Source organism: Corynebacterium sp. HMSC28B08 (genome assembly GCF_001806865.1).
In the GTDB taxonomy this organism is placed as follows: Bacteria; Actinomycetota; Actinomycetes; order Mycobacteriales; family Mycobacteriaceae; genus Corynebacterium; species Corynebacterium auriscanis.
Genome location: NZ_KV786184.1, coordinates 49,307 through 69,804 on the forward strand (window position 1 = coordinate 49,307; position 20,498 = coordinate 69,804).

The window sequence follows — 20,498 nt, forward strand, 5'->3', positions numbered from 1 at the left end:
TCATGCTGGTCGCACGGGTGTGTGCTGGTCGCCCGCGCGTGATTACCGGTCGCTCGGGTGTGTGCTGGTCGCCCGCGTGTGATTACCGGTCGCTCGCGCGTGAATACCGGTCGCGGATAAGAGAACGTGTTATGTCGAGGACAAAGGGGCCTGATCATCACCCACCCCCTTTTGTAGTGCCTAGAGCTGCTCCCACACAGCAAGAGCCCCCATGATATTGCACTCTATTAGTTAAGAGGTGCGCATCTTTTTCTCGGCAACATCGCGCCGGGAAGATTCGTCCCGCTTTGAACTGCCCTATCAACCCGGTCGCAACGCCTATGGCGCGACCAACTTTTCGAGGAGCACGATCATGCACCCACGCGCCGGACAACCTGCTACGCCTGCAGATTTGGAAGATATCCCAGCCCTGTTGGAGGCCTATCATTCCATACATCCCGATGCCTCCGACCCTGCTCAGCGTGTCACCTTCGGAACTTCGGGTCACCGGGGCAGTTCCTTCGACGGCGCGTTTAACGAGGATCACATCGCGGCTACTACCCAAGCGATCGTGGATTATCGCGCGGAGCAGGGCATCCGTGGCCCGGTGTTTATTGGCCGTGATCCGCATGCTTTGTCGGAGCCAGCCCAGGCCACCGCGCTTGAGGTCCTAGCGGGCAATGGAGTGGACGTTCGGGTGGATTCCAACGACGGCTTCGTGCCCACCCCTGCCATTAGTTTTGCCATTCTGGAGCACAACAAGGCGCTACCGGGTGGGCCTACGGGTACCGACGCCGCTAGGGCAGACGGCATCGTCATCACTCCGTCCCACAACCCGCCACGTGACGGTGGCTTTAAGTACAATCCGCCGACGGGCGGCCCGGCTGATACGACCGCCACGGAGTGGATTGCCGCTCGGGCCAACGACTACCTAGACGGCAAGCTGGACCAGATCAAACGCTCCACCAGCACCAATACTTTCGTCAAGCATGACTTCTGCGGGCTATATGTTGATACCCTCCCAGAGGTCATCGACATGGAGGCGATCAGGAACGCTGGTGTGCGCATTGGGGCAGACCCGATGGGTGGAGCTTCGGTGGAGTACTGGCAGCGCATCGCGGATGTTCACGGCTTGAACTTGACCGTTGTGAACCCGAAAGTAGACCCAGCCTTTGGCTTCATGACGTTGGATAGTGACGGCAAGATCCGCATGGATTGCTCCTCGCCTTACGCGATGGCATCCCTAGTTAACGCTGTCAGCGGCGGGCAACAGGTTGGACAGGCTGCCGTTCAGGCCGCCGCAGCCGCCGGGCAGGGAGCGGGCGCAGTATCCATCGACGCGCGCTCGCCGGGTCAGCCGGCATTCGATATTGCTACGGGTAACGACGCGGACTCGGATCGCCACGGAATTGTCACGCCAGATGCCGGGTTGATGAATCCCAATCACTACCTGTCAGTGGCCATCGACTACCTGCTGGGGCACCGAAACGGATGGCCCAAGGGGGCGTCGGTCGGTAAAACTCTGGTGAGCTCGCAGATGATTGACCGGGTGGTGGCAGCGCATGAGAGAAACCTCATGGAGGTGCCAGTGGGGTTTAAGTGGTTTGTGCCCGGCCTGGTGGATGGCAGCGTGGTGTTCGGTGGCGAAGAATCTGCCGGTGCAAGCTTCCTGCGTTTCGATGGCACGGTGTGGTCAACGGATAAGGACGGAATCATCGCTGACCTGCTGGCGTCAGAGATCCTGGCTGTCACCGGTGAATCCCCATCGCAGCGGTATAGCGACCTGATCGAGAAATTCGGCTCACCTGCGTACACCCGAATTGACGCGCCGGCGAACCGCGAGCAGAAGGCGCGTTTGAAAGCGCTGAGCTCCCACGACGTAACGCAGTCTGAACTGGCAGGGGAGAAAATCACCAACGTGATGACCACCGCGCCGGGTAATGATGCGCCAATCGGTGGTGTGAAGGTGACCACTGAGAACGCGTGGTTCGCTGCACGGCCTTCCGGCACTGAGGACAAGTACAAGATCTACGCGGAGTCCATGGCGGGCGATGAACACTTGCAACAGGTCGTGGAGGAGGCCCAAGCAGTGGTTGACTCCGTATTGGGTGCTTAATTGGGTGCTTAAACGGGCGTTTGGATGTTGGGGGCGGGCGTCAGCTACGCCGAGCGAGGTTCGCCCTCATGGCTCGTGCTGGGCGTAATAGGTCTAAAAGGCTCCGAATGGCCCTTGTGCTGCGCGTTTCGACTGTGAAATTGCTGTGTCGGTGGCGCGCCAGATTGCTAGTTGGCTGTCAATAGCGCAGTTCAAACGCAAATCATTAGAGATTTGTGGGGGCAGGTCGTTAGAGTAGAGCATTGTTGTATTGAGCACATGCCCTTCTACAAAATGGTTCATTACCACGGTGAACGATAATTCTGTCGGAGTGCGGGCGCATCGAAATGCGAGCCGACCTCCGCAGATCATGACCTTTGTTACCGGGGCATGAAAGCGACAGCTGTGAAAGGACAATCCTAAGTGAGTCAGCAGATCAAAGCCCCGAATAGCCGGGGTGGAAGCGGTTTTATCTGGGTGATCGTTGCGATTTTAGCCATCGCTGCGGTCGTTATTGGCCTCTTCGTATGGAAGCAGAGCACGAAAAATACGATCGCGGAGGATATGCCGCAACAGGAAGCCAACTTTACGGTCTCGGCAAACGACGGTGCGGTGACGCTCGCTTCGGACAAGGTGAAAAAGGACGCGCCAACGGTCGAGATTTTCTCTGACTTCTCCTGCCCTCACTGCGCCGATTTGGTTGAAGCGGATCACGAGGACGTTCACAAGGCCGTCACCGATGGTGATGTCAAGGTAGTGTATCGCTTCCTGAATATCCTGGACCAGAAGCCAGGTGGGTCCTCCACTCGCGGTGGCGCGGTGGCCTACGCGATCGCTAAGACCGGAAACGCCAAGGCATTCTGGAATATGCACGACAAGATGTTTATGGATCAGCCAGAAGTTGCACGTACGTGGAACTGGGAGGAACTGGGCAAGGCTGCCGAGGCCTACGATGTGGATCCTGCTCTGGTTGAAAAGATCAAGAAGGGGGAAGTCCAAGACGAGGCTCTTCCGGTCTTTGAGGGCAACGCCAAGATTCTGACCGACCGGGGTGCCCAGGTGTCTACTCCGCAGGTGTTCGCCAACGGTAAGCCGTACGAGCTGAAGTCCGATGGCGGCCAGAAGCCACTGTCGTGGGTTCCGGATCTGGTCTGGAATAAGGGCGGGAACAACGGCGAAAAGAAGTAAACCGCGCTTATTAACCGGGGCCGCCAAAGAGTTCGAGGAGTCACCAATCGCGGTCGCTAGAGCATGTCGGATGCCGGGGCACAGTGACTGCGAAAGCAAGACGCAGTGACCTCGAGACATAGCGGCCCCAAAAGAGAGCGGATGACCTCAGCTCGATCCATCCGTTCTCGCCGCGGGATTATTCCCGGTGACCTGCGGATTTGGTTAGCTCGAGAGCGATCGGGTAGCTTTAGATCCGTTCGCTTCTCCATGGAGAACGCGTTAACGCAAACTATGCGGGGCTATGGCGCAGCTGGTAGCGCACCACACTGGCAGTGTGGGGGTCACGGGTTCGAGTCCCGTTAGCTCCACCAACCGCATTTCCCCAGTTCGTTTACGAGCTGGGGTTTTGTCGTACCTAAGCAGTTAGAGCTGTCGTATTTACGCAGTTAGAGCTGTCGTATCTAAGCACCTAGAGCTCGAGTCTCGTAGTGGATTGCGGGGGTATTATCGCTCGCCTATCTGGCAAAGATGAGGCAATGTTTGGGAGCAAAATCGGGGGAGTTTCTGCACTGCAAGCGGGATCAATTATTTTGATCGTCGCAAAATGACTCAATGACCAAACCGTAATTGAATTCAATTTTCATTAGGTAGCAAAGTTGATATTAAAACAGGGCCAATTATCGACTTCATTGTTTCGGGTTGTGAAATAGGTCCAACATGGTTGGTATTGTGTTACAAATTACTTCCGAGTGAAAACTATCTTTCACTCGTGCGACGTATTTAAGGAGATGACAATGAAGGCAATGGTCTACCGTGGCCCAGGGAAGCCCAGTTGGGAAGACGTTCCAGAGCCAGAGCTGCAGCACCCCACCGACGTCATTGGAAAAATGCTCACCACTACTATCTGTGGAACCGATCTTCACATCCTTAAGGGGGATGTCCCGGCGGTTGAGGATGGCAGAATTCTCGGGCATGAGGGAATTGCGGAAATCACCGAGGTTGGTGAAGCAGTCACTGAACTGAAAGTCGGCGACAAAGTAATTGTTTCGGCTGTCACGTCGTGTGGAAAGTGCTCAAACTGCCGCAAGCATCTACAGAGCCACTGCCTTGCTGACGAGGGAGCTTCCGGAATTGGCTGGATTTTCGGGCACCTGATCGATGGAACCCAAGCTGAATATGTGCGCATTCCATTCGCGGAGAGCTCGGTTCAAAAGCTTCCTGAGGGCGTTTCCCCAGAGGACGCAACGATGATTAGCGACATTTTGCCGACCGGGCACGAACTCGGGATCCTCAACGGCAAGGTGAAGGCCGGAGATGTGGTGGTAGTCATCGGCGCCGGCCCAGTTGGTCTAGCAGCTATTACAGCGTCTCAACTCTATGGTCCAAGTCGCGTCATCGCAGTAGATTTGGATCCCAACCGTATTGAGCAAGCGAAGAGGTTCGGGGCTACGGACGGGGTGCTCTCTTCTGATGATGATTGGAAGCAGCAGGTCATGGGCATGACCGACGGTCTCGGCGTGGATGTCGCCATCGAGGCTGTGGGGATCCCCGCAACGTGGAATATGTGTCTCGAAATTGTTCGGGCAGGCGGACACATTGCTAACGTCGGTGTACACGGAACAGCGGTCGAGTTGCCACTGCAGGATCTGTGGATTGAAAATCTCACTATCACCACTGGCCTAGTCAATACCGATTCTGCCCCGATGCTGACTAAGCTGCTTGCTCAACGCAGGATTGACGTCTCTGGTTTTATCAGCCACCGATTCACGTTTGATGAATTCGAGGAGGCATACGAAGTATTCACCAATGCCGCAGAAACTAAGGCGCTAAAAGTCATCATCAATTCCTAAAACAGAACTGCAACAGACTGAATGTGGCGTGGAAGTGATACTCCCGGTCAGTTGGCCCAGCACCCCAGGTAAGCACCCCTGGTACGCCAGCGACGGTCGTTTCCTTGCTGGTGCTACCGGGATGTGTGTGGAACACATCGCCGGTGCCGGTGGCACTCAGCGCTGATGCCGTTTCATTGTCGTTCCCATCGGAACCACCTCCACATGGTCAATTCCCCAGCCCGTTAGCCCATCGACGAACTCCATTAAGTTCATCGAACTAAAAACCTTGTCCTCACCAACACCCCCCGTCTCCGGCGTTTTTCCCTCCTCGGTGGCCACGGTTTTAGCTGGGCTGTGGGGTCCTTCTGCATGCAGCGCCACATGGACAACCATTTGCGACGCCCCACTGGTCGCAGCAACAAAACTTACCTCGGGCCGCAATTTCAGGTAGGCCCCGAGTTCATCAATTTTCCCCGGGCGCATGGTGATCCACAGGTTGGCATCGTTTCCATCGCCATACACACGCGTGTCGATATCCGCTTCGTAGTACAGGACGTTTGTGTCCTCCAAACGTTTGCGCCTTCGGGAGATCGTGGTTGGATCAGCGCCTAGGCGTCGAGATAAAGAGGCATTCGACACCCGGCCATCAACTTCCAATTGAGCCAAGATATCCTTGTCCATCTTGTCCAACTGGGCTGATGCATAGGGTACCGCTCCGGGTTGGCCCCATACCTTCATCAAGTGGTGGGCAGAGATGGTGGAATCGGGGAGCTTCTTGTGCGCGGCGGTAAGCAACTGATCTAAGCCCCTCTCGCTGGCAACTAGGCCACAGATGAGTTCTCGGCGGTCTGTGGATAGGCGCACCCAGCGCGTGAAGTCCAATGAGGAAAAGTCTGCGGCGACCGTTCGCAGGTAAGGGGAGGGGTTCTGCATGCGGATCAACCAAGACATGCGCCCCCCAAAGCTGGGAAGGGTGCGTCCAATGATGCGCAACACACCGTGGCGGTGCAGCCGCTCGTAGTGACGTGCCACCGTGTGGGAGGACACATCGAGGTGCGTGGACCAAGCCGAGAAATTCTCCCCCGGAAAGCGCTTGGCGGTGGCAATGAGCCTCAGATCAAGGGAGTCAAGTTGGGGGAAATTGCGTTCGTTTGAAGTTTGCATGTTGATTCTCGGTGCATTTTCGGTTGAATTGACAAAAGCGTGCACGGTCATTCGGTTTCGTGCAAGTCTAATTTAGATTGTGACACGGACTTCGTAGAAGATTGAGAAAGTGAGGTTCGGTCACGTGTCGCAAACCGAAAAGACATCGCCCACCACGTCAACGGTTCCCGCCCACCATACGACGGACAAACCTGGCATGTTGATTGCCGTGGCAGCATTTTCTTGCCTTGTTGTCACGCTGCTGCAGTCATTGGTCGTCCCGGCCGTGCCGCGATTCCCCAAGTTGCTAGGAACGAGCCCACTGACAGTATCGTGGCTGGTCACCGCTACTTTGCTTGTAGGTGCCGCTGCCACCCCGATTATTGGACGGCTTTCGGACATCGTTCCTCGTCGCCCGCTAATGGTCGTCACGATGGGACTCGTGTTTGCTGGTTCCGTGATTGCCCCTCTGGGTGGCATCACCACAATGATCATCGGTCGTGCACTGCAGGGGCTTGGAACCGCCCTGGTGCCGGTAGCAATGGCGCAAATGCGCCACAGCTTGCCCGGTGACCGAATTCCTGGTGCTTTAGCGCTTCTCAGTGCAACCCTGGGTATCGGCGGCGGCATCGGTATTCCACTGGGTGGAGTGCTGCTCTCCGGCTTCGGGTGGAAATCCATGTTCGTGGTTGCTGCCATCCTGTCTGGTATTTCCGTGTTGCTGATCTGGAAGGTAATGCCCAACGATCGCGTCACCCAAAGGCAGACCTTCGATTACGTTGGTGCGCTGTTGCTCATCGTTGCGCTGTCGTCGCTTCTCACCGTTCTGTCCCAAGGCGGGGCGTGGGGATGGGGGAGTGCGATGACCCTCGGGCTCCTGGCGGTCGGCATTGTGGTGACGATCGCGTGGGGCGTGTACGAGCTGCGGATCGAATCTCCACTGGTAGATCTCGGAACTGCCTCGGATCGTCCGATTCTGCTGACCAATGCAGCTTCGATCCTCATGGGTATCCTGATGTTCACCAACCTGCTTCTCACCACCCTCGAGCTGCAAAATCCCGTGGTGGAAAACGGCTTCGGCTGGAGCGCGAGCGCGGCGGGACTAGCCATGCTGCCGAGTGCCGCAATCATGTTGGTGGTGGCACCACTCAGTGCCCGGCTTTCCGCCGTCATGGGCCCGCGCCTGTTGCTGGTACTGGGCGCGGTCATTACAGGCCTTGGGTACCTCATGCGGGTAGGAATCCACATTCACCCGGCGTGGACAATCCTCGCCGCCACCGTGTTGTCCATGGGGATCGGAATCGGTTACGCAGCGATGCCCATGATGATCGTGGAATACGCGCCACGGGCGGAAATCGGTTCTGCTAACGCCGTCAATGCCCTGATGCGCGCCATCGGAATGGCCGTTTCCTCCGCTCTGGTTTCGGCAGTCACTGCAGCCATGATCACCACGGTGAATGGTGTGAACACCCCGAGCCGAACTGCGCTGCTTACTCTAGGAATCATGGGTATCGCCATGGCGGTCGTAGCCGCAGTCTTGGCGTGGTTTGCCCGTCACCCGCGCCCCAGTGTTGCGGTTGCCGAATCCAATACACAGCCCACCCGGGCAGAATAAGAAGGAAAACCGATGTCTCACATGCATGCTATTGATACACACGCTCACGTGTACCCAGCTGAGTATCTGGACAAGCTCGAAGCTATGGGTGTGGATCCCGCGACCACGGCCATAGCACGCGGAATGAATGCCGATTCCAGCGAGAAGGACCTCACGCGTCGCCTGGAATGGATGGATAAGGCGGGAGTTGAAACGCAGATCCTAGCAGTTGCCCCGCAATCGCCTTCAGGTGACAGCCCCCAAGCATCGTTGGACGCTGCGCAGTGGGTTAACGATGAGTACGCTCGCATCGTTGAGGAATACCCAGGCCACTTCCACGCCTACGGCGCACTGCCCTTGCCACATGTGGATCAGTCGGTGCGCGAGGCGATTCGTGTGCTCGAAGAGCTCGAGTTTGTGGGTATTTCGGTGCCGACGATAACGCAAGGCAAGATTTTCTTAGATGATCCTCGGTTTGACCCGGTGTGGGCAGCGCTCAATGAGCGTGGCGCAGTGGTCAACGTCCACCCCACCGGAGGAGGGGCGTGCTCACCCATGTTGGCGTCGCAAAAATTGGAATGGGTCAACGGGGCCCCGGTTGAAGATGCGACGGCGACCTTGCAGCTGCTGAAGGCTGATGTGCCCCGTCGCTTCCCGAACATTACGTTCCACATCGCGCACCTCGGTGGCGATTTGCCCTTCCTTTCGCAGCGCATCGAAGACAATTACACGGACTGGGATGCTTTTAGTGCCTCGCCCAATGCGCAGCTCCGGCAGATGTTTTTCGACGCCGCGAATTTCCACGAACCGTCGTTGCGACTCGCGGCCGAGACATTCGGTGCTGAACAGATTATGGCGGGTTCTGATCACCCCTACTTCCAGGATGAGCACTACGTGCGGGCCTTTGATTATGTGCGGAACGCCAAGCTGCCTCAGCATGAGATTGAAGCGATCCTGCGTGGGAATGCACAGAAATTGCTGGGGATTTAACGGAGACCGGTGCTGTGTGCGTGCAAACCTCGGCGAAGGATTGCCCCCTTAATTATTAGGAACCCAAAACGGAATCCAAGGGCAGTGTGTGGCGGGCTTAAGTAAAGCTTGTGAAACTCTGACGAAGAACGTAATGTTAGGCACGTAAAAATACAACCGACGGTAGCGCATTTTATGTAGGCGGTGGCACTAGGGTGCTGAAGTCAACGTTATCGCCGGTTGGCCTCACCATTTTTCCGTAAAGGAACACCATGTCCAGATTCTCCACGCGCTTTGTCGCAACTGTCGCTGCATCCACCATCGCTTTTTCCTCCGCTGGCATCGGCATCCCTGCCGCCATGGCGCAGGATCCAACTGGAACTACCGCCCCTTCCGGCGCGCCTGCCGCTCCAGGTCCCGGCACCGCAGATTTGGTTAATGCGGGAGCCAACGTCACGCTCAACATTCAAAAGTACGAAGGCGACCCAGTGGGTGGCACAGGTGCTCCGGCCGATCCAAATAATCTGAAGCCACTGTCAGGTGTGCAGTTCAAGATTGAACGCATCGATGGCATCGACCTGACCACGGCTGATGGTTGGGGAGAGCTGGCTGGTATCACACCGGCCAGCTTGGGTGACAATTCGGTGGGATACACGACAACCATCACGACGAATACGGATGGTTTGGCCTCAATCAATACTGGGGCCAACTCTGAATTCAAGGTCGGTGTTTACCGCGTCACTGAAATCCAAAAGGGTGGCTACACCGTTGCTCCACCGTTCTTGATCACATTGCCTTACTCCGGAGCCAACGGACAGTGGGTTTACGAGCGCACGGTGTACCCAAAGAACCAGAACGTCACCCCGAACAAGCAAGTTGATGCTTCCAAGGCTTCTCTTGGAAGCAACATCAAGTACACCATCAACGCACCGGTTCCTGCGGGCAACCTCACACGGTTTAACATCAATGACCAGCTGATTTCCAACCTGGCTCTGCAAACCGACCCGGCTCCAGTTGTCACCGCCGATGGCGTACAGCTCGAAACAACGGACTACACCGTAACCACCGATAACAACACCCTGCGCGTGGAGTTCAACGAGGCAGGTTTGTCTAAGCTGCAAGCGGCCCGCCAGACGAACCCGGCACTGCAAGTTCACGTTGCTTTTGAAGCGAAGGTAGTTTCTCTGCCGGGCAACGGAGTGATCACCAACACCGCTACCGTGGAGTTGCCAAATGGTGGCCAAATCACTACGGACGTCGTTGACGATGACCCAACCACCCCTGACACTCCAACCAGCACCACGTTTGGCAACCTGACCATTACCAAGACAGCTGCAGCTGAGACCAACCCCAACCTGGCAGGGGCCCAATTCCAGGTCTTCCGGTGTGAGCAGCAGGACGGTAAGTGGACGGTCCTTGGAGACGCTCTCAATGTGGCCACTACGGACAATGGCTCCGCACTGAGCACCACCCTGACCACCGGTACAACCGTTTCTAACCAATCCACCGCGCAAGCTTTCGGACTCCCCATTAGCTACACCGCTGGTGGCGCAACGGGGACCGTAACCTTCCAATACTGTGCCGTGGAAACCAAAGCACCTGAGGGTTTTGTACGTGACCCAGAGCCACGTCACATCGACGTCAATGCCGACACTCGTGCGATGACTGTCACCGTCGATAACAAGAAGGATTCCATCCTGGGCCAGCTTCCCGCGACGGGTGCGTGGGGTATTGTCCTGATCTTCCTCTTGGGCGCAGCTCTGCTGGGGCGCGGTCTTTACACAAGCTTCCGCGATAACAAAGATCAGCAAGCAACCGCGTAAAAGCCTTAGGCGCAGTTGCCACGATGGCAGAAAGGCCGGGGAGTTATGACCGCACGTCACCAGCGCCGCGCAACTCAGCGCGGTAAGGCGGGCAGTCGTCGCTCCGTGGTCTACATCGTGTTGGGCATTCTGGTGCTTCTCGCACCCGTGATTCTGACCCACTACAAAAACGTGGAGCAAAACCGCATTGCCCAAGGCTACAGCCGCGATGTGCAAGCCCTTACGCCCGAACAACGCAGCCAAGCGCTAGAATCCGCTCGGCAATACAACCGGGAGCTGCCGTCCTTCGGCGCACCCGATCCATGGGTCAACGGTGTTGATGTGAATTCGCCCGGATACAAAAAGTACCTCCGGCAACTCAACGTCAACACCATTATGGCCCGGCTCCAAGCCCCTACTGTGGGCATGGATTTACCGGTGTATCACGGCACTTCGCAAAACACATTGTCACACGGCATTGGGCACTTGTACGGAACTGATCTGCCCGTGGGTGGGAAGGGGACGCACAGCGTGCTCACTGGCCACACCGGACTGGCCACCCTCACCATGTTCGACAACCTCACCCACATGAAGAAAGATGACATTTTCGTCATCGAAGTCATGGGGGAGAAGCTAGCTTACAAGGTAGACCAAATCCAAACGGTGCTGCCTTCAGAAATCAATAAAATCCGCCCTGAAGAGGGCAAAGACTACGTCACCTTGGTCACCTGTACGCCCTACGGTGTGAATTCCCACCGATTACTGGTTCGGGGAGAGCGCACCAAGCTCCCACCCGGGCCAATCGAGCAGGAGTATCACAGCCCGTGGCAACCATGGATGATTGCGGCCCTCGTGATCAGCCTTGCAGCCTTGCTGTATCTGCTGTGGTGGCTGTGGCGTAGGCGTCGAAAAAAGAATGAAGATCCGGTACCTACGGCTCAAGGCCAAGCAGGCACCAAGGCACAGAAGGTAAAGCAGTAATGCACGTACGAACGGGCGCACGCCAGCAGCGGGTAATTAACCACGGCCAGCCCATGTTGACGGGGGTGGCCCCAGCTCTGGGGTTCGGGCGCGCATTCGTGTTGGCTTTGCTCGGGGTCATAACACTGCTGGGATTGACAGGCACGGTGATCGCCGGTGGAGGGGTGGCGCGGGCTCAAGTCGCGCGCGCCCAAGGCGATGGTGGGGCACCGGACACAGGCACAGGCCAATACAGCCTCACCGTCCACAAGTTTGATGGCGACCCCGCATGGCGAACCTTGGGCCCTACCGCTACCGAACCCCAACCATTGGGTGGCATCACATTCCAGATAAACAAGCTGGAGGGCCTTGATGTCGACGATCAGGTGGAGCTAGGAAACTTAGTGCAAAGCGACCCGCGGTTGTTGACCGAACAGTCGACGTATCCGCAAGGACCCGCGCTCACGGCGGTAACTGCAGCCGATGGTGAAGCACGTTTTTCTGACCTCACGCGCGGGGTATACCTCGTTCGTGAAAAGCCCAGCCGGGTGGGCAACACCAATTACTCGGTGATCGCGCCTTTCCTCGTGGCCGTTCCAGATGCAGCGGGCAACCCCAACGTGGTCGTCCGTGCAAAAAATCAGCCAATCGTGGCCACGAAAAACATCGTCAGTGGTGTGCCCGGAACCCCAGAGGCAAATCGTATTGCCGAGGAACACAAGAACGGCATCGTGCGCTATCGCCTCGAAACAACACTCCCAGCACCCGACGTGCGGGGCAAGCTGTACCAGCTGATTATGGCAGATCCACTGGACCGGAATCTCGAGTTCAAAGGTGTCACCGACGGCTTGATTGTCAACGGGGAAAAGACAATTCACTTGCGAGAAGGTGACGATTTTCGCGTAGAACTGCAGGGTGCGCCCCAAGCTAGTGACCACGGTTACGCAGATAAAATCGTGAAAATCATCCTTACAGAAAATGGGCTTATTAAGGCCGCCGGCATGCGCAATGGGCACCCTGAAACGCGCGTATCTTTCGATATTCAAACGACCGTCAAAGCTAATACGCCCGAAGGTACCCGAATTAAAAACGTTACGCTTAGTTTCCCCGACGGTCACCCGTATTGGCCGCATCTGCTGCCTGGGTCATCCGAATCACTCGTGGAATCGAATGAAGTTGAATTCGTGGTTGGCCCCTCCGCCTCGGTACCAGACGACCCAGAGGGCCAATTGCCCGTCAATCCCGGCGAGTGGCCAGACTGGATTTTCTCGCCCATCTACCCGCTGCCACCGGGTGGACACAATCATCCTGTCCCCGGAAGCCGGCCACAATGTCCCAATTGCGTTCCAGGGTCCACTACCGCGCCGGCCGGTTCACACGGTGGACCTACCCAGGGAATTCCCCCCGGAGAGGTTCCGTCCCGCGGTGGCCTTCCGGGTTTGATCGATAGGTTGCCCATGACGGGTGCGAACGTCTTAGGGTTGCTTGGCGCTGGCTTCGCCTTAGTGCTGGTGGGCTTCTTCGTCGTGGTTGGCCGTAGGCGTCGAAAAGATAATTCCGACGCCCACATGCACCCCACCTCAACGCCGACTAGGCCCCGGGAGGTGAGTGGCGATGAATAAGCAGCCAAGTGAGCCTCAACCTCACGACAAACACCACAAAATATCACCACAGAATAAGCATTCCGAAAGGCACACAATGGGAATTGAGATGGGAACTAGGCAGCAGGAAAACCCGCTGACGAATACCACTCGAACCGGTGGCGAGTCGATCATTGCAACACCCATCAGTGCAGGGCGGCGCCTGGTTGTAGCTCTCGTCGCATTTGTACTGGGAATGACCTTGATGTCGGTGCCCGAGGTGCCATTTGTGCCGGACCCGCCACAAGCGGAAGCACAGGGTGGAAACACGGTGGCGCCTTCAGTATCGCGGCTATCCAACAACATGGGTAATTGTAACTTCCGCGCCGGTGATGGCCCCTCAGCCGCTTGGGCCAAGCAATTGTGCTGGATCGATATGTCCAAAAATGGCGCAAACTTTAACTGGGCCAACGGGGAGCGGGTGACCAGAAAAATCGGCCGGTACACCCTCGCGTTCACTGCGAAGGTTAATTATGGGCCAGCGAACCGCTTGACAGCTCAAGATCAGTCATGGGCGAACGCTGCTTTCGGCAATTCCAAAGATGGTGTACGCACATTCACTAAATATGGTGACGATACCTCTAAGCCATTCCTGTTTGGCAATATGGGTCTTCTGGGTTACAACTTCATTCGTTTTTCCCTGGAAAACATCACGTTGGTAGATGACCGCGGGGTGAGTGTTCCGAATTTCCGAATCATGATGGCAGATGCGGAAGCAACCACGGAATCGGGCGTGGCCGATGAAATGATCAGTATGGAAAACCGCGAAGGCAATGTGGAACGCCTTACTAGGATCACACCACCTGGGTTTTCCGACGCGTGTAATGGGATTTACGGGCCAGCTAATGAGCCAGCGAACTGGGGAGCCGCCGGTTCCAATTTCCGTGATTTCGTTTGTTTCTCGGATAAGGGGGCAGCTCAAACCCCGGGTACGTTCCTAGCCAGTGCCGCAAACCCGAAGAACATTGATTTCGCACTGGGATCGTCCACGTCAGGCAGCCAGGCGATAGCCTTGGCCATAAATATTGGCCGTGTGGCTGGGTCAGTCTCTTCTGATACTGCCTATGAGCAGGCCGTTACCGGCCAAGCTACGAAATTCGATATCACCGCTGCCACCCGACAAAACAATGTTGAGAATCCCATTCCTCTGCCGGCAGGCGATTACACGACGGCCACCCGAATTCCTGCCGCTGGAATTACTGGAAACGTAGTGGATGATTACGTTTTCCGTTCCAAAGCCACTGGCACCGATGCATCCAAGGTATTTAGCCGGTACAACCCAGTGTGGACGTGCACGATTGGTGACTCCGCACCGGTGACCATTAAAGAGGGAGCTGTTCCTAATGGTTACTCGCTAATCAAGAACCAAACAGCTTTCACCAGCGAGCTGGTGGTCGCAGAACGCAGGAATGATCCCACTAACTGCCAGGTCGATTGGCAACCGAAATTCCAGGCCTCCAACTTGCAGCTGTCCAAAACTGTTAACGGTACGGCCGCGCTATTCGATGAAGTGCAGTTGCGGACGTTCCAGCTGAACTACAAGTGCACCGATAACAACCAGTTCAGCTCCGCTTACCCCGATGTGAAACTCACGGGAAGCAAGGTGCTGCAAAAGGGGCAAAGCGCAACGGTTCCTAACCTGCCTTTGGGAACCACGTGCACGATTAATGAAACTTTCCCGGATGGTGCCGCTCCTGCTCGTCCCGGTAAGAAACTGACGTTGACGTGGAATACTGGAACGGCTTCGGGTGACCCTTTGCCGACCACAACACAAAAGCTAGAGCAATCTACTGTTTCAGTGCGTGCCAACAACCAATACGATTACCGAGCTGGCGTGCTGCACTTTTCTAAAGAACTGAGTGGGGATCCTGTTGGAGACTTCGCCTACCCGCGCCAATACGACTTCGAATTGACGTGTGACGGCACGACGGTGAAGAACCGTCACATTTCATTGAGCATTAACCGCCAGGGCAGTGGCGTACCCGCGGGCGCCACAGATATTACGGATATCCCCGTTGAGCGCGATTGCTGGTTGAAACCACTCACTGGTTTGAATGCGCAGGAAAGCGCCCGTATTAAATTCGACGGCCGCGATGTGACGTATGCCGGTAAACCCGTTAGTGCGGACGCGGAAGGCGCTTATCATTTCCGTTTGCCGGATTACGCCGAAGGGAGCGCTCCCACGCAGGCGGATCTGCACATTAACGCGAAGTATTCCTACCAGTTGCGTGATGTCAAGGTATTTAAGGAACTAGCGGGCAATGCCGCAGCCTCCCCGGACCTGAAGGGCAAGGCTTTTCCTGTTCAGTACCGGTGTACATGGGGCGGAACGAACAACCCGCAGCAGCGTGAGGGAACACTCGATGTCGTAACACTCGATACTGGAGCGCCTGCTCGAATTAGAGGCATTCCCGTAGGAGCGCGGTGTTTGATTTGGGAACAGGACACGCCAGAGTTTCGGAACGTAAAACTCACGAGGACGGAACTAACGTTCGCAGATCCTGGGGATAACATCACCACTTTGACCAATGAACAGGCAAAGGCAACGCCGATCATCACGGTGAATACCGATTCATCGGACAGCCAGAATGTCGTCCATGTTCGTAATACCTTCGAACCGAAGTTGGGCAAGGTTCAGTTGAACAAGGCAGTGAACCGGAACGGATTGTCGGTGAATCTGCCGTCGGAGTACCGGTTTGATTTCGATTGTGGTCCCCGCTCCGTCACGCGCGCGAACGGCCAGGTTCTGTTCGTTCCTCTGACCGGATCCGTTACGGTCTCTGAGGGTGGAACTGTGCCACTACGGATGAATCCCAATGACCCGGAATTACAAGCACTCGTCAATGATCAAGACGGTAATTTGGGAGTGCCATACGGGAATGAGTGTGTATTCAGTGAGAAAGCACCGAACCTAGGCGTCACGGGTGTTCTGTGGTCGAACGATGCCGACGGGGCAACGTTTAATGTTTCCCGACCGGATGAGACCCGCACAATCACTAATGATTACACCGCCGTCGGCGATGGTCTTTTGATCTCTCAACAGTCCGGTTCCAATAAGGCCTTCGCGCGGCGTGTGGTTTACACCGTGTCCTGTACTGCGTCCGATGGGGAAGCCCTAGATCTGGGTGAGTTCGCCCGGATCGAATTGGGAGATGATCCAAAGACAGCAGCTGTGGAAGAAACGTCGGTAATTATCCCTGCTGCGATGGTGCCTGCAGGCAGCACCTGTGACATTGCCGAGGAAGGCCGGGATCCAGGAACCCGCCCGAAACTCAATGGCCAGCAAGGTGATTTCCCGATTGACCGTGACTCCACCGTCACCACATTGGATGAAAACGTGACGGGCGAGCCGCAGGACTTTAACGACCTCGCACCTATCCGGAAGCGTGTGGAGGTGGGAACCCAATCCTCGGTTCTCATCAGCCACGATTACGACTTCATTTACACGAATATCACCGGTACCAAATCCGTGGAATTCGATGGCGGTTACATTTCCCCTGCCCGTCAAGAGGTTAAGCGGAATCGCCAGTTCAATGTTTCAATCTCTTGCCTATTGCCGGATAGTGCGGATACGCCTACGACCGACTCTGGTGTAGTTTCTGCCTCCACATCAGTAGATTTTGGTGCTTTCCCCGTGGGATCGGACTGCACTGCAACTGAGGGTGCAACAACGACTGCAGCTGGTATTTCGGTGAAGCAGGAAGTATCTGCCAATGGAGCGCCTAAAACTGAAAAGAAGCAGGAATTCGATGTGGCCCGTGGAGAAAACACGGTTGCGTTTACGAATACGTATTCGCGCCGGCTGTCCGACGTGAAACTGAATAAGATTGCCCGTTTGCCCGCAGCGGTTGAGGAGCAATACAAGGCAGCCGGAAAAACGCCCGGTTTCTACACGCACACATTTGATATGGACTGTCGTGACCCCGAAACCGGAGATGGCTCCCAAGGATTCCTGCTGGGCACCTTCACCGGCACCATCACAGGTCCCGGAACGACCACCTTCAGGGGAGTACCAGTCGGCGCCGATTGTCACATTCGTGGCGATAAGTTCGGTGACCTCAACTTAGAGCTGGAGGACAGGGACGGCACCCTGCTGAGGGCAAAGCTACGGCCACGTCAGGTCAGCTGGGTCGTGGACCAAAACGACGGTACGGCTTTGATAGACAAGGACTTGGCCGACGGTATTACAGAATCGCAATATTTCCTCACCGTCGACGGCGGGGCGGATGGCCAGGTGAATAACGTAGTGGATTTGACGAACTATTATGAATACGTCACCACCAAGATCAAAATGTCGAAGGCGGTCGTTGGGCGCCAAGGGGATCTGGATTTGTTGAGCCCACGGCAGGAATTTGATTTCACCATGCAGTGTAAGGGCGTGGGTTACCAGTACTCCGAACTGGCGTCAGATGGCAAGCGCATTGAGAATGCCATCTTTTTGGATAATGGTTTTACGGACTATGCCGACGCAGGAAACGGTAATGTTTTGGGCACCTACACATCGCCGGAAGTAACCGTGCCAGCAGGTGCCTTCTGTACATTTGAAGAAACGCCCCCGAGGGGGACACCTCGGGAATTGAAGGTGACCGTCGCGAAGCCGAAAATCGCCAAATACGCTGGATCGACTGAAGATGCTCCTGTGGAATCGTGGGATTTCGTTAATCGTTACGAGCGCCGTACGACTCCGGTGAGGGTCAGCATCAACCAAACCGGTTACCTGCAGGGAATCAATCCGAATGGTTACACAGCTAACTTCACATGTAAGGATCCGCAAGGTAGTTCGTTCACTAAGACGATGACCACGGCAGAAACTCCGATTGGTGCATCGGTAGCAACCGCTGCTCCCGCTCCAGGTGGATTCATAGTGGATTTGCCGGTGGGCGTGGATTGCACCATGGATCTTGCCGATAGTCCGGCACTCGCACCGCGCAAGCAACTGGCGGTAACTGCGGGAGCCCGGACCCCGGCAACCCAGTTCAACTCATGGATTAGGGGTCTGGCGGCCGAAGGCGCTCCGTCAACCCCGCTGTCGAGGGTCGCTCCCGCAGCGGTGACCGATGCCCAGAAGAACCGTCAATTCACGTTCAGGGTTCCCGCGGACTTGTCGTCTACGGAGACTGAAATGGTTGTTGGCGCGGAAAACCACAACTTCCGAGGCGTGGCGGATGTGACATTCACGAAGACCTCGGCAGGTAATGCGGGTGAAGGCGCAACGTTCGAATTCCAGCAGTCATGCTCGCCGAATGATCCGAGCTTTACGCTGAAGACGGGTGAGAGCCGAACCTTCGCGTCGGTACCCATCGACTCGCCGTGCTTTGTGCGGGAAATCAACGATGGAGTTGCAGAATCTAACCCTATCCTCAGTGTGACTCAACATGGCGCGCGTATCGCTAATCCCACGGTGGAACAAGCACCTGCACCGGCACCGGCGCCTGGCGAACCGTTGGAGGAGAACCTGCGAAGAGTCAATTTCAGCGTATTGCCGGTCGAATCGGCCACCGACTTGTCTACCCAGGGTGCCGAGTGGTCTCTCACTGCACAGAACAGCTTCCCGGGTGTGCAGGTCGAAAAGAAGATCGACGGCTCGCCCATTAGCTCTATCACGGGAGCAGTGGCGGATACCGCGGTTCTTCCAGATGATGCCACATCGATGAGGATGCACTACACCATCACGAACACAGGCGCACAATCCCTGAGTGGCTTCGCGCTCAAGGATCCATCGCTTGCTGGGCGGAAGATTACCAATACCGCGGGCACTACCCTCACAGTCCCGGACTCAGGGGTTATCGATCCAGGGTTCTGCCAGGTGGCCACCTTGCAACTTGCCAGCGGTAACGCGCACGAGTGCGTTTTTGACGTGGAGATTACCGAGCCCACGGACACGTTCTTCAGCTACCGGGGTGAGGTGACGGTCATCGCGAACGCCAGCGATGAAGCCGGCGCAGTCTCCAGCACGGACACGTATGGTGCGATCCGTTTGCAGAAGGCCATCGGCTGGATGCTGCCGGATACGGGTGCTCAGACGTTGTTGATTGTCATTCTGCTGGGCCTGCTCGCCCTAGCTTATGGTCTCTACCGTTACTTCCGACGCCGCGACGATGACGAGGGTGAGGGATTTGCGGACAACGGTCCCATCGACCCAGATAGCGATGGCACCCTCGACAACGCAGGTGTCACGTCACCGTGGAATGACGGTCTGGATTCCCAGCAGGGTTACGATGGGCAGCGATGACCACTGATCTCCCAGATGCGCACGCGCGGGCCCCGCATGAGGGGCTCGGCGCAGCGCCGCCCCGGCGGAAGAAGCGGAAAACGCGCAAGCGCCGGCGGGATCTCTTTTGGATCTTGTTGGGCGTGGTGATCTTGCTGTATCCGCTCGTCGCCACGCTGTATAACGACTGGCAGCTCAACAACCAGGCGCAGAAGTACTCCCAAGATGTGGAGAACATCAAACCCCCGCAGCTCACGGAGCACTATCTGCAGCAAGCGCGGGAATACAATGCTTTCTTGGCGAGGCAAGGTCACCACGCGCGCCCAGCGCGGCAAGGGGATGAGGGCTTTGATCGGTACATGAGCACCCTCAACCCTCCCGAGACGGGCGGGGTGATGGCGAGGCTTCGGATCCCGGCCATTGATGTGGACTTGCCGGTGTATCACACGACGAATTCCAGCGTGCTGTACAAGGGCGTGGGCCACATGTATGGCTCTGATCTGCCGGTTGGTGGAGATGGAACAAACTCCTTGCTATCGGCCCACACCGGGATGGTCAACGCATCCATGTTCGATAATCTCCGCAAACTCAAAGATGGTGATGAAGTGTTTGTGGAAGTGATGGGCGAGAAGCTGAAGTACAAGGTGCACGGCCAGAAGGTGGTGAAACCGGACCAATGGCAGCAAGTCACCTACGAAAAAGGCAAAGATAAGCTGACCATGGTGACATGTACCCCCTATGGCATTAATACCGATCGTTTGCTGGTTAATGCCGAGAGGGTGCCGATGGATAACCCCAATGAACCAGCCGACAAGTGGAGACCGGTGTTGTCCTGGTGGATGATTGTGGACCTCATTGTTATCGCACTCGTACTTCTTTTAGTGGGATGGCGAGAGTTCGGAGCGCGGCGTCGGAAAAAGAAAAAACAACAGCTGGAGAATTAAGGAGACAAAGGCCACAGGCCATTCGGGCTGAACTACCTAGGACGGCAAGGGTGATGGCGGTAAACTCTGTGGCAGATATCCCCTTCTAACCGTCCACTACTAACTGTCCTTCACGGACCCCGCGCTGTCGTTGACTACACAAATGCGAAAAACGCGCTG

11 protein-coding genes and 1 tRNA gene are annotated in these 20,498 nt (G+C 56.3%); 11 read left to right on the plus strand and 1 reads right to left on the minus strand.

Translation table 11 applies throughout. The features are described 5' to 3' along the window. The first annotated feature begins 352 nt into the window (after window positions 1–352). The 4 genes from pgm to HMPREF3098_RS09920 all read left to right on the plus strand — a co-directional run bounded on the left by pgm (window position 353) and on the right by HMPREF3098_RS09920 (window position 5,094). Window positions 353–2,095 carry a phosphoglucomutase (alpha-D-glucose-1,6-bisphosphate-dependent) gene (pgm, locus tag HMPREF3098_RS09905; RefSeq protein ID WP_070435004.1) on the plus strand — a complete coding sequence of 581 codons (1,743 nt, stop codon included), beginning with the start codon at window positions 353–355 and terminating at the stop codon, window positions 2,093–2,095. Between the two features lie 402 nt (window positions 2,096–2,497). Beyond that, window positions 2,498–3,262, plus strand: a complete 765-nt coding sequence (locus HMPREF3098_RS09910) for a DsbA family protein (RefSeq protein ID WP_035115427.1) — start codon at window positions 2,498–2,500, stop codon at window positions 3,260–3,262. A gap of 277 nt (window positions 3,263–3,539) precedes the next feature. Next, window positions 3,540–3,615, plus strand: a tRNA-Ala gene (locus HMPREF3098_RS09915). Window positions 3,616–4,038: 423 nt separating this feature from the next. Next, on the plus strand, window positions 4,039–5,094 hold the full coding sequence (locus tag HMPREF3098_RS09920) for a zinc-dependent alcohol dehydrogenase family protein (RefSeq protein ID WP_070435005.1): 1,056 nt from the start codon (window positions 4,039–4,041) through the stop codon (window positions 5,092–5,094). Between the two features lie 156 nt (window positions 5,095–5,250). On the opposite strand, the gene HMPREF3098_RS09925 is transcribed toward HMPREF3098_RS09920, so the two are convergent. After that, on the minus strand, window positions 5,251–6,240 hold the full coding sequence (locus HMPREF3098_RS09925) for an Lrp/AsnC family transcriptional regulator (RefSeq protein WP_168156024.1): 990 nt from the start codon (window positions 6,238–6,240) through the stop codon (window positions 5,251–5,253). A 124-nt stretch (window positions 6,241–6,364) separates the two neighbouring features. Between HMPREF3098_RS09925 and HMPREF3098_RS09930 the strand changes: the two genes are divergently transcribed. From HMPREF3098_RS09930 to HMPREF3098_RS09960, 7 genes are all read left to right on the plus strand, one after another. After that, window positions 6,365–7,834 carry an MFS transporter gene (locus tag HMPREF3098_RS09930; RefSeq protein ID WP_083284455.1) on the plus strand — a complete coding sequence of 490 codons (1,470 nt, stop codon included), beginning with the start codon at window positions 6,365–6,367 and terminating at the stop codon, window positions 7,832–7,834. A gap of 12 nt (window positions 7,835–7,846) precedes the next feature. Next, a complete protein-coding gene (locus HMPREF3098_RS09935; protein WP_070435007.1) occupies window positions 7,847–8,803 on the plus strand; it encodes an amidohydrolase family protein in 957 nt (318 codons plus the stop codon). Window positions 8,804–9,054: 251 nt separating this feature from the next. Next, the gene (locus HMPREF3098_RS09940) at window positions 9,055–10,605 is read left to right on the plus strand and encodes a SpaH/EbpB family LPXTG-anchored major pilin (protein WP_070435008.1); all 1,551 of its coding nucleotides are present in this window, start codon (window positions 9,055–9,057) and stop codon (window positions 10,603–10,605) included. A 45-nt stretch (window positions 10,606–10,650) separates the two neighbouring features. Then, window positions 10,651–11,565, plus strand: coding sequence for a class C sortase (locus HMPREF3098_RS09945; protein WP_070435009.1), 915 nt, complete (start codon window positions 10,651–10,653; stop codon window positions 11,563–11,565). Then, window positions 11,565–13,166, plus strand: coding sequence for a SpaH/EbpB family LPXTG-anchored major pilin (locus HMPREF3098_RS09950; RefSeq protein ID WP_070435010.1), 1,602 nt, complete (start codon window positions 11,565–11,567; stop codon window positions 13,164–13,166). Before HMPREF3098_RS09945 ends, HMPREF3098_RS09950 begins: the two co-directional genes overlap by 1 nt. A 76-nt stretch (window positions 13,167–13,242) precedes the next feature. Next, window positions 13,243–19,416: a DUF5979 domain-containing protein gene (locus tag HMPREF3098_RS09955; protein WP_070435011.1), complete on the plus strand. Its 6,174-nt coding sequence runs from the start codon at window positions 13,243–13,245 to the stop codon at window positions 19,414–19,416. Continuing rightward, window positions 19,413–20,339 carry a class C sortase gene (locus HMPREF3098_RS09960; protein WP_083284457.1) on the plus strand — a complete coding sequence of 309 codons (927 nt, stop codon included), beginning with the start codon at window positions 19,413–19,415 and terminating at the stop codon, window positions 20,337–20,339. Before HMPREF3098_RS09955 ends, HMPREF3098_RS09960 begins: the two co-directional genes overlap by 4 nt. Window positions 20,340–20,498 lie beyond the last annotated feature (159 nt).

Bases quoted from the DNA above. Each gene is read 5' to 3' on its own strand.
- pgm (WP_070435004.1), top strand. From the start codon at position 353: ATGCACCCACGCGCCGGACAACCTGCTACGCCTGCAGATTTGGAAGAT.
- HMPREF3098_RS09920 (WP_070435005.1), top strand. From the start codon at position 4,039: ATGAAGGCAATGGTCTACCGTGGCCCAGGGAAGCCCAGTTGGGAAGAC.
- HMPREF3098_RS09925 (WP_168156024.1), bottom strand. From the start codon at position 6,240: ATGCAAACTTCAAACGAACGCAATTTCCCCCAACTTGACTCCCTTGAT.
- HMPREF3098_RS09935 (WP_070435007.1), top strand. From the start codon at position 7,847: ATGTCTCACATGCATGCTATTGATACACACGCTCACGTGTACCCAGCT.
- HMPREF3098_RS09940 (WP_070435008.1), top strand. From the start codon at position 9,055: ATGTCCAGATTCTCCACGCGCTTTGTCGCAACTGTCGCTGCATCCACC.
- HMPREF3098_RS09945 (WP_070435009.1), top strand. From the start codon at position 10,651: ATGACCGCACGTCACCAGCGCCGCGCAACTCAGCGCGGTAAGGCGGGC.
- HMPREF3098_RS09950 (WP_070435010.1), top strand. From the start codon at position 11,565: ATGCACGTACGAACGGGCGCACGCCAGCAGCGGGTAATTAACCACGGC.
- HMPREF3098_RS09955 (WP_070435011.1), top strand. From the start codon at position 13,243: ATGGGAATTGAGATGGGAACTAGGCAGCAGGAAAACCCGCTGACGAAT.
- HMPREF3098_RS09960 (WP_083284457.1), top strand. From the start codon at position 19,413: ATGACCACTGATCTCCCAGATGCGCACGCGCGGGCCCCGCATGAGGGG.